Source organism: Lapillicoccus sp., assembly GCF_025353065.1.
In the GTDB taxonomy this organism is placed as follows: Bacteria; Actinomycetota; Actinomycetes; order Actinomycetales; family Dermatophilaceae; genus Lapillicoccus.
Genome location: NZ_JANXRJ010000270.1, coordinates 1 through 7,354, shown reverse-complemented (window position 1 = coordinate 7,354; position 7,354 = coordinate 1). Strand labels below are relative to the sequence as shown.

8 protein-coding genes are annotated in these 7,354 nt (G+C 70.5%); 7 read left to right on the top strand and 1 reads right to left on the bottom strand.

What is annotated here, in order from left to right; all coding sequences use genetic code 11:
• The 3 genes from Q0R63_RS19620 to htpX form a co-directional block, all read left to right on the top strand.
• A partial coding sequence (locus Q0R63_RS19620; RefSeq protein ID WP_295701164.1) for a hypothetical protein occupies positions 1-226 on the top strand: 226 nt, incomplete at its 5' end.
• Positions 223-1,701 carry a proton-conducting transporter membrane subunit gene (locus Q0R63_RS19615; protein ID WP_295701161.1) on the top strand — a complete coding sequence of 493 codons (1,479 nt, stop codon included), beginning with the start codon at positions 223-225 and terminating at the stop codon, positions 1,699-1,701. The genes Q0R63_RS19620 and Q0R63_RS19615, both read left to right, overlap by 4 nt.
• A gap of 78 nt (positions 1,702-1,779) precedes the next feature.
• Positions 1,780-2,661, top strand: a complete 882-nt coding sequence (gene htpX / locus Q0R63_RS19610) for a zinc metalloprotease HtpX (RefSeq protein WP_295701157.1) — start codon at positions 1,780-1,782, stop codon at positions 2,659-2,661.
• A 50-nt stretch (positions 2,662-2,711) separates the two neighbouring features.
• Here htpX and Q0R63_RS19605 read toward each other — a convergent pair whose 3' ends face one another.
• Positions 2,712-3,797, bottom strand: coding sequence for a LacI family DNA-binding transcriptional regulator (locus tag Q0R63_RS19605; RefSeq protein ID WP_295701154.1), 1,086 nt, complete (start codon positions 3,795-3,797; stop codon positions 2,712-2,714).
• Positions 3,798-3,901: 104 nt separating this feature from the next.
• Here Q0R63_RS19605 and Q0R63_RS19600 point away from each other — a divergent pair, with 104 nt between their 5' ends.
• Genes Q0R63_RS19600 through Q0R63_RS19585 form a run of 4 tightly spaced genes read left to right on the top strand, consistent with a single transcriptional unit; the run spans position 3,902 to position 7,327 of the window.
• Positions 3,902-5,002: a substrate-binding domain-containing protein gene (locus Q0R63_RS19600; protein WP_295701151.1), complete on the top strand. Its 1,101-nt coding sequence runs from the start codon at positions 3,902-3,904 to the stop codon at positions 5,000-5,002.
• Complete coding sequence (locus Q0R63_RS19595; protein WP_295701149.1) at positions 4,999-6,039, top strand: ABC transporter permease; 1,041 nt, start codon at positions 4,999-5,001, stop codon at positions 6,037-6,039. The genes Q0R63_RS19600 and Q0R63_RS19595 overlap by 4 nt, the downstream gene beginning before the upstream one ends.
• The gene (locus Q0R63_RS19590) at positions 6,036-6,875 is read left to right on the top strand and encodes an ATP-binding cassette domain-containing protein (protein WP_295701146.1); all 840 of its coding nucleotides are present in this window, start codon (positions 6,036-6,038) and stop codon (positions 6,873-6,875) included. Before Q0R63_RS19595 ends, Q0R63_RS19590 begins: the two co-directional genes overlap by 4 nt.
• Before the next feature lie 14 nt (positions 6,876-6,889).
• Entirely contained in the window at positions 6,890-7,327 is a 438-nt protein-coding gene (locus tag Q0R63_RS19585) for a universal stress protein (RefSeq protein WP_295701143.1), read from the top strand.
• Positions 7,328-7,354 lie beyond the last annotated feature (27 nt).

Genomic DNA, 7,354 nt, shown 5'->3' with positions numbered 1-7,354 from the left:
GACGCCGGCTATCACCAGCGTCAACCCCCTTGACGCAGCGTCAACCCCCCCAAGGTGGTGGCCGACGGCGCCCGGTGACGCCTCGGGCCGCGAGTGGGCCGTCGTCCTCGTCCTCGTCGTGGCGGTCGTCCTCGGCGGCGTCCTGCCGCGCCCGCTGCTGCTCGTGACCTCCTCGGACGCCGCCCGGCTGGCCACCGGCTCGACCACGGGGGAGGCGACGCCGTGACGACCTTCGACGCCGCGACCCTGCTGCCCGTGCTCGCGCCGGCGATCGGCGCCCTCCTCGTCCTCGTCGTCGACATCATCGTCCCGCGTGCGTTCGGGGTGCACTACGCGATCGCCTTCATCAGCCTCGTCGTCGGGGTGTTCGGCACCACTGACGCCCTCTCCGCGGGGCCCGGCGACGTCCGCCAGACCCTGTGCCTGCCCGCGGGAGGCACCTGCTTCTACACCGTCTCAGGGCTGACCGCCGCCCTGCAGCTCGCCACCCTGGTGGCCACCGGAATCACCTTGCTGCTCGCCTGGCCCCTCGAACCCCGCGGCGACCGCGACCGGACCGCCGTCACCCTCTCCCTGCTCCTCGCCGCGACCAGCGGCGCCGTGGGGGTCGCCGCGGCGCGCGACCTCGGGTCGTGGCTGGTCACCCTCGAGCTCGCCACCCTCCCCGTCGTCGCCCTCGCCGCTCTCACCGGGACCAGGCGCGCCCTCGCCGGGGCGATCCAGCTGCTGACGACCTCGATCGTCTCGTTCGCCGTGCTCACCCTCGCCGCGGCCTGCTGGTATGCCGCGACCGGCAGCCCCAGCCTCACCTCCGCCGCCGCGCTCGCGGCCACCTCGACTCCGCAACGCGGGCTGCTGGCGCTGTCCGTCGTCCTCGTCCTCGCGGGGATCGGCTTCAAGCTCTCCCTCGTCCCCTTCCACGCCTGGACCCCGACCGCGTATGCCGGTGCGCCCCTGCCCATCGCCGCCTTCCTCGCGGGCGTGTCCAAGGTCGCGGCCCTCGGCGCGCTCCTCGTCGTCATCACCGCCGTCGCCTCGCTCGGCAAGGCGGCGCTGATCGGCACGGCGGTCCTCGCCGTCGCCAGCATGACCCTCGGCAACCTCGTCGCCCTCCGTCAGGACGACGTCGTGCGGCTGCTCGCCTGGTCGACGGTCGCCCAGGCGGGCTGGGTCGTCCTCCCGCTGATCAGCGTGTCCAGCCTCGGCGCCCGGTCGTCGGCGGCCTACCTGCTGACCTACCTCGTCGCGACCCTCGTCGTCTTCACCGCGGTGGCGGTGACCATCCGCGGCAGCCGCGGGCGCTCGGGTCGCAGGCTCACGGCATACCGGGGGCTGGTGCGTTCGCACCCCTTCGTCGGCGGGGCGCTCGCCCTCGGGCTGCTGTCGCTCGCCGGGCTGCCGCCGGGGGTGCTCGGGTTGATCGGCAAGGTCGTCGCCCTGCGGCCCGTCGTGATCGAGGGGTGGTGGGTGATCGCCGTCATCGCCGCCGTCAACGCCGTCCTGGGGGCGGCGGTCTACCTGCGCTGGCTGCGGGTGATGCTCGAGCCGGCACCTGGACCGGCAGCTCCTGCCGCCGCCGCCGCTCCTGTCGCGCCCGTCGTGACCGCCCACCTCAGCCACCGGGTCGCGCTGTCGATCGGTGTCCTCGTCCTCATCACGCTGTCCGTGCAGCCGCAGATCCTCCTCGGCCTGCTGACCTGACCGGAGGACGTCACGTTCCTGGGAGTCGGCAGGGAGGTGGTCGGGAACGCGAAGGGCCCGAGCCGCGTTTCCACGGATATGCACCACCATTTCAACGGGCTCAAGACTGCCGCCCTCTTCGGCGCCATCTGGGCCCTCCTGCTGGGGCTCGGCGCCCTCGTCGCGGGCGGGCGGTTCATCTACCTCTTCGCCCTCCTCGGGCTGGCCACGACCGCCTACGGCTACTGGAACAGCGACAAGGTCGCGATCAAGGCGATGCACGCCTATCCCGTGAGCGAGGCGCAGGCCCCGGTGATGTATCGCATCGTCCGCGAGCTGTCGACGCGCGCCAACAAGCCGATGCCCCGCCTCTACGTCTCCCCGACGGCCGCGCCCAACGCCTTCGCGACCGGCCGCAACCCGCAGCACGCCGCCGTCTGCTGCACCGAGGGCATCCTCCAGCTGCTCGACGAGCGGGAGCTGCGCGGCGTCCTCGGGCACGAGCTCCAGCACGTCTACAACCGCGACATCCTGACCGGGTCGGTCGCCGCGGCCGTCGCCGGCATCATCACCGCGATCGCCCAGATGGCGATGTTCGCCGGCATGTTCGGCGGCTTCGGCGGAGGCGACGACGAGGACCGGCCCAACCCCATCGCGCTGCTCGTCCTCGCGCTGCTCGCCCCGATGGCGGCGACCGTCATCCAGCTCGCGATCAGCCGCACCCGCGAGTACGACGCCGACGAGGACGGTGCCCGCCTGACCGGCGACCCGCTGGCGCTCGCGTCGGCGTTGCGCAAGCTCGAGTCGGGGGTGGCCAAGGCGCCGCTGCAGCCGCAGCAGCAGATCGTCAACGCGAGCCACATGATGATCGCCAACCCGTTCCGGACCCAGGACGTCTCCCGGTTGTTCTCGACGCACCCGCCGATGGACCAGCGGATCGCCCGGCTCGAGTCGATGGCGACCGGCATCCAGGACCACTGAGCCCCTCCTTCCTGGGGACGTCCGCGCGGACGCAAGGGGTATGCCGCGGGTCAGGCCCGCGGCGGGATCTCGCCCGAGCCGCGAAGCACCAGCTTCGGTGGCACGAGGTGTCGCTCGGCGGGTGAGGTGTCCCCGTCGATACGGGCGTAGAGGATGTCGGCGGCCATCCGCCCGATGAGGCCGACGTCCTGACGCACGACGGTGAGCCCGGGCTCGAGCAGGTCGGCGAGCGGGAAGTCGTCGAACCCGACGAGTGCGATCTGGTGCGACAGGCCCAGCCGGCGCAGCGCCCGGGCGGCCCCGATGGCGACCGTGTTGCGTGAGGCGAACACGGCCGTCGGTGGGGAGGGCGAGTCGAAGACCCGCAGCAGGGCCTCCTCGCCCATCTCGCTGGTGCGCTGGCCCGTGACGACGAGGTCGGGGTCGAGGCGCATCCCGGCGGCGCGCAGGGCGGCCTCGTAGCCGAGCTGCCGCTGGTGGGCGGTCTCGATCGTGTCGAGGTCGCCGAGGTGGAGGATGCGGCGGTGACCCTGCCCCAGCAGGTGCCGGGTGGCGTCGAAGGCGCCCGTGACGTTGTCGACGAGGACGCTGTCCGTGACGATGCCGTGCGGCTCGCGGTCGACGAAGACGACCCGCAGACCGGCGCGCAGGTCGGGGGCGAGGTAGGAGTGGTCGCGGGTCGCCGGCATGAGGATGAGCCCATCGACCCGGCGGCCCACCAGGTCGCCCACGAGCTGCCGCTCCCGCTCGACCTCCTCGTCGAGGCTGGCGGTGAGGACCACGTGGCGCCGCTGGCGGGCGACGTCCTCGAGGGCGCGCAGCAGGCCGGCCGAGAAGCTGTTGCTGACGTCCTGGAGGAGGGCGCCGATGACCCCGGTGCGGCGGCTGCGCAGGTTGCTGGCGCCGACGTTGTGACGGTAGTTGAGGCGCTCGACGGCCCGGGTCACCTTGGCGACGATCGGGGCGGAGACGTTGGGCTCCCGGTTGACCACGCGCGAGACGGTCTTCAGGCTGACGCCCGCGAGCGCCGCGACATCGCGCATCGTCGCCCGTCCGGTCGAACCGTCGGTCCGGGCCTGGTCCCCGGACGAGTAGCCATCGGGAGAACGCTCAGGGTCGGGACCAGCGGATGACACCGTTGTCACATCCACGGTCCCAATTTAGTCACAGACGTTGACCTGAGCGCAAGTTCGGGCTATAAATCTGTCAAGACAACGGTGTCATTACCACGGAGGAAAACATGAAGCTGTCCGCACAGACCACCCTCACCCGGACCCTGGCGATCGCCTCGGCCGCCGGACTCGCCGTCACCCTCGCCTCCTGCGGGAGCAGCAGCAGCGGCTTGGGCTCGACCGGCGGCAGCGCCAAGGTCGGCGTCTCGCTCATCACCAAGGACTCGACCAACCCGTTCTTCGTCGCGATGCAGAACGGCGCGAAGGCGGAGGCGGCCAAGGCCGGCAACATCGACCTCACCATCGCGTCCGGGAGCAAGGACGGCGACGAGGCCGGCCAGATCACCGCGATCGAGAACTCCGTGACCAAGGGTGACAAGGGGATCCTGATCACCCCCAACGGCCCCGGGGTCAACGCGTCGATCAAGAAGGCCCGCGACGCAGGGCTCTACGTCATCGCCCTCGACACCCCGCCCGACCCGGCCAGCGTCGTGGACATCACCTTCGCCACCGACAACTTCAAGGCGGGCACCCTCATCGGCAAGTGGGCCAAGGCCCAGCTCGCCGGCAAGCCCGCGACGATCGCGCTGCTCGACCTCTTCAACGACAAGGTCGTCTCGGTCGACTACAACCGCGATCAGGGCTTCCTCACCGGCATGGGCATCGACACCGTCGACAAGAAGAAGAACGGCGACGAGGCCAAGACCGGCAACTACGACGGCGGCACCTACACGATCGCCTGCAACGAGCCGACGCAGGGGGCGGAGGACGGCGGCCGCACGGCCATGGAGAACTGCCTGACCAAGAACCCCAACATCAACGTCGTCTACACGATCAACGAGCCGGCCGCGACCGGCGCCGACGCGGCCCTCAAGGCGGCCAACAAGTCCGGGGTCATCATCGTCTCGGTGGACGGCGGTTGCCAGGGCGTCAAGGAGGTCAAGGGCGGCATCATCGGGGCGACGAGCCAGCAGTACCCGCTCCTGATGGCGCAGAAGGGTGTCGACGCGATCTCGGCCTTCGCCAAGGACGGCACCAAGCCGTCGGTGAGCCCCGGGCTCGACTTCTTCGACACCGGCGTGGCCCTCGTGACCGACAAGCCCGCGACCGGCGTCGACAGCATCACCAGCGACGCGGGCACGAAGATCTGCTGGGGCACCGCCTCATGACGACGGTCGTCAGCGGGGGCCGCAAGCAGAGTGCGGCCGAGGCCGAGCTGTCGAGGCGCTCCCAGAGCCCGGCGCAGCGTCTCCAGCACCTCCTCCACGCCAACCCCGCGATCAGCCCGGCCCTGATCCTCGTCGTCACCGTGATCGTGTTCTCGATCATCAACCCGCGCTTCTTCACGGCGAACGCCCAGTCGACGCTGGTCCAGCAGAGCGCCATCGTGATGGCCCTCGCCATCGGTCAGACCCTGATCATCCTCACGGCCGGCATCGACCTCTCCGTCGGGGCGATCACCATCCTCGCGATGATGGTGATGGCCACGGTGGCCAGCAAGAACGGCGTCCCGGGTCCCTTGGCGTTGCTCATCGGCGTCGCCCTGGGCACCGCGGCCGGCTATCTCAACGGCCTGCTCGTCACGCGGCTGAACCTGCCTCCGTTCATCGTGACCCTCGGGACGCTCAGCATCTTCACCGGCCTCGCCCTGCTCTACTCCGGTGGGGCGAGCGTCAACGCCGACCAGATGCCCCCGGTGCTGAACTGGGCCGGCAACAGCTTCAAGATCGGTGGGTTCACGATCACCACCGGGGTCATCATCGTCCTGGTCATGTATGCCGTGGTCGGCTTCGCGCTCAGCCAGACCGCGTGGGGTCGGCACATCTACGCCGTCGGTGACGACGCCGAGTCGGCCCGCCTGTCGGGCATCGCCAGCAAGCGGGTGCTGCTCTCGGTCTACACGGTCGCCGGCCTGATCTTCGGGATCGCCGCCTGGTGCCAGATCGGCCGGGCCTCGGTGGCCTCACCCAACGGCATCGTCGACGCCAACCTCAACAGCATCACGGCGGTCGTCATCGGTGGGACCAGCCTCTTCGGCGGTCGAGGAGGCGTGCTCGGCACGCTGCTCGGTGCCCTCATCGTCCAGGCGTTCCAGACGGGTCTCTCCCTGGCGGGCGTCGACCCGAACTACCGACTCATCGCCGTCGGTATCCTCGTGATCGTCGCGGTCTCCGTGGACCAGTGGATCAGGAAGGTCAAGTCATGAGCACCGTCCAGGAGGCCGACACCTCAGGCGTCCAGGACACTGCGGGTGGGCGCACCCCGGTGCTGCAGGGCAAGGGCATGGTCAAGACCTTCGGCCGGGTCATCGGGCTCGACGGGGTCGATCTCGAGGTCTATCCCGGTGAGGTGCTCGCCATCATCGGGGACAACGGAGCGGGCAAGTCCACCCTCATCAAGTGCCTCTCCGGCGCCTATGCCCTCGACGCCGGCCAGATCTCCCTCGACGGGCATCCGGTGACGTTCAAGAAGCCGCAGGAGGCCCGTGACGCCGGCATCGAGACGGTCTACCAGACCCTCGCGATCATCCCGGCGCTCGACATCGCGAGCAACCTCTACCTCGCCCGCGAGGAGCGCCGCCCGGGCCCGCTCGGCTCGGTCCTGCGCATGCTCGACAAGAAGGGCATGCGCGACCGGGCGAGCAGCGCCGTCCAGGGCCTCGGCATCCAGACGATCCAGAACATGGGTCAGACGGTCGAGACCCTGTCCGGCGGGCAGCGCCAGGCGGTCGCGGTGGCGCGGGCGGCGGCATTCGGCAGCAAGGTCGTCATCCTCGACGAGCCGACGGCGGCGCTGGGGGTCAAGGAAGGCAACGCCGTCCTCGACATGATCAAGCGGCTGCGCGACAAGGGCCTGCCAGTCATCCTGATCAGCCACAACATGCCCCACGTGTGGGAGGTGGCGGACCGCATCCACATCCAGCGGCTCGCCCGTCGCGCGGCGGTCATCACGCCGCAGTCCCACACGATGAACGACGGGGTGGCGATCATGACGGGCGCCATGACGGTCGAGGGCAACGACGCGACCAAGGAGGCCGTGTGACACAGGAAGGCCTCGTGACACAGGAAGGTCCGGCGACGCCAGGAGGTCCGGCGACGATCGTCGTCGGATACATCCCGACACCGGAGGGGTCGGCGGCGGTCGACGTGGCGATCGAGGAGGCCCGTCGGTCCGGGGCTCGGCTCGTGGTCATCAACACCGGCCACTACGGCGACTTCTCACACCCCAACTACGCGACGGCACAGGACGTCGACGCCCTCGACGGTCAGCTCGAGGCGGCGGGTCTCGAGCACGAGGTGCGGCGTCCGACGGACGGTGGCTCGGCTGCTGACGCCATCCTGTTGGCGGCCGAGGAGACCCATGCGGACCTCATCGTCATCGGCGTCCGCCGGCGCTCCCCGGTGGGCAAGCTGCTGACCGGCAGCACGGCGCAGCAGGTGCTGCTCGACGCCGACTGCCCCGTGCTGGCGGTGAAGCCCCGGGTCAAGGTCTGACCTCACCCCCCCGGCGGGGGGGGGGGG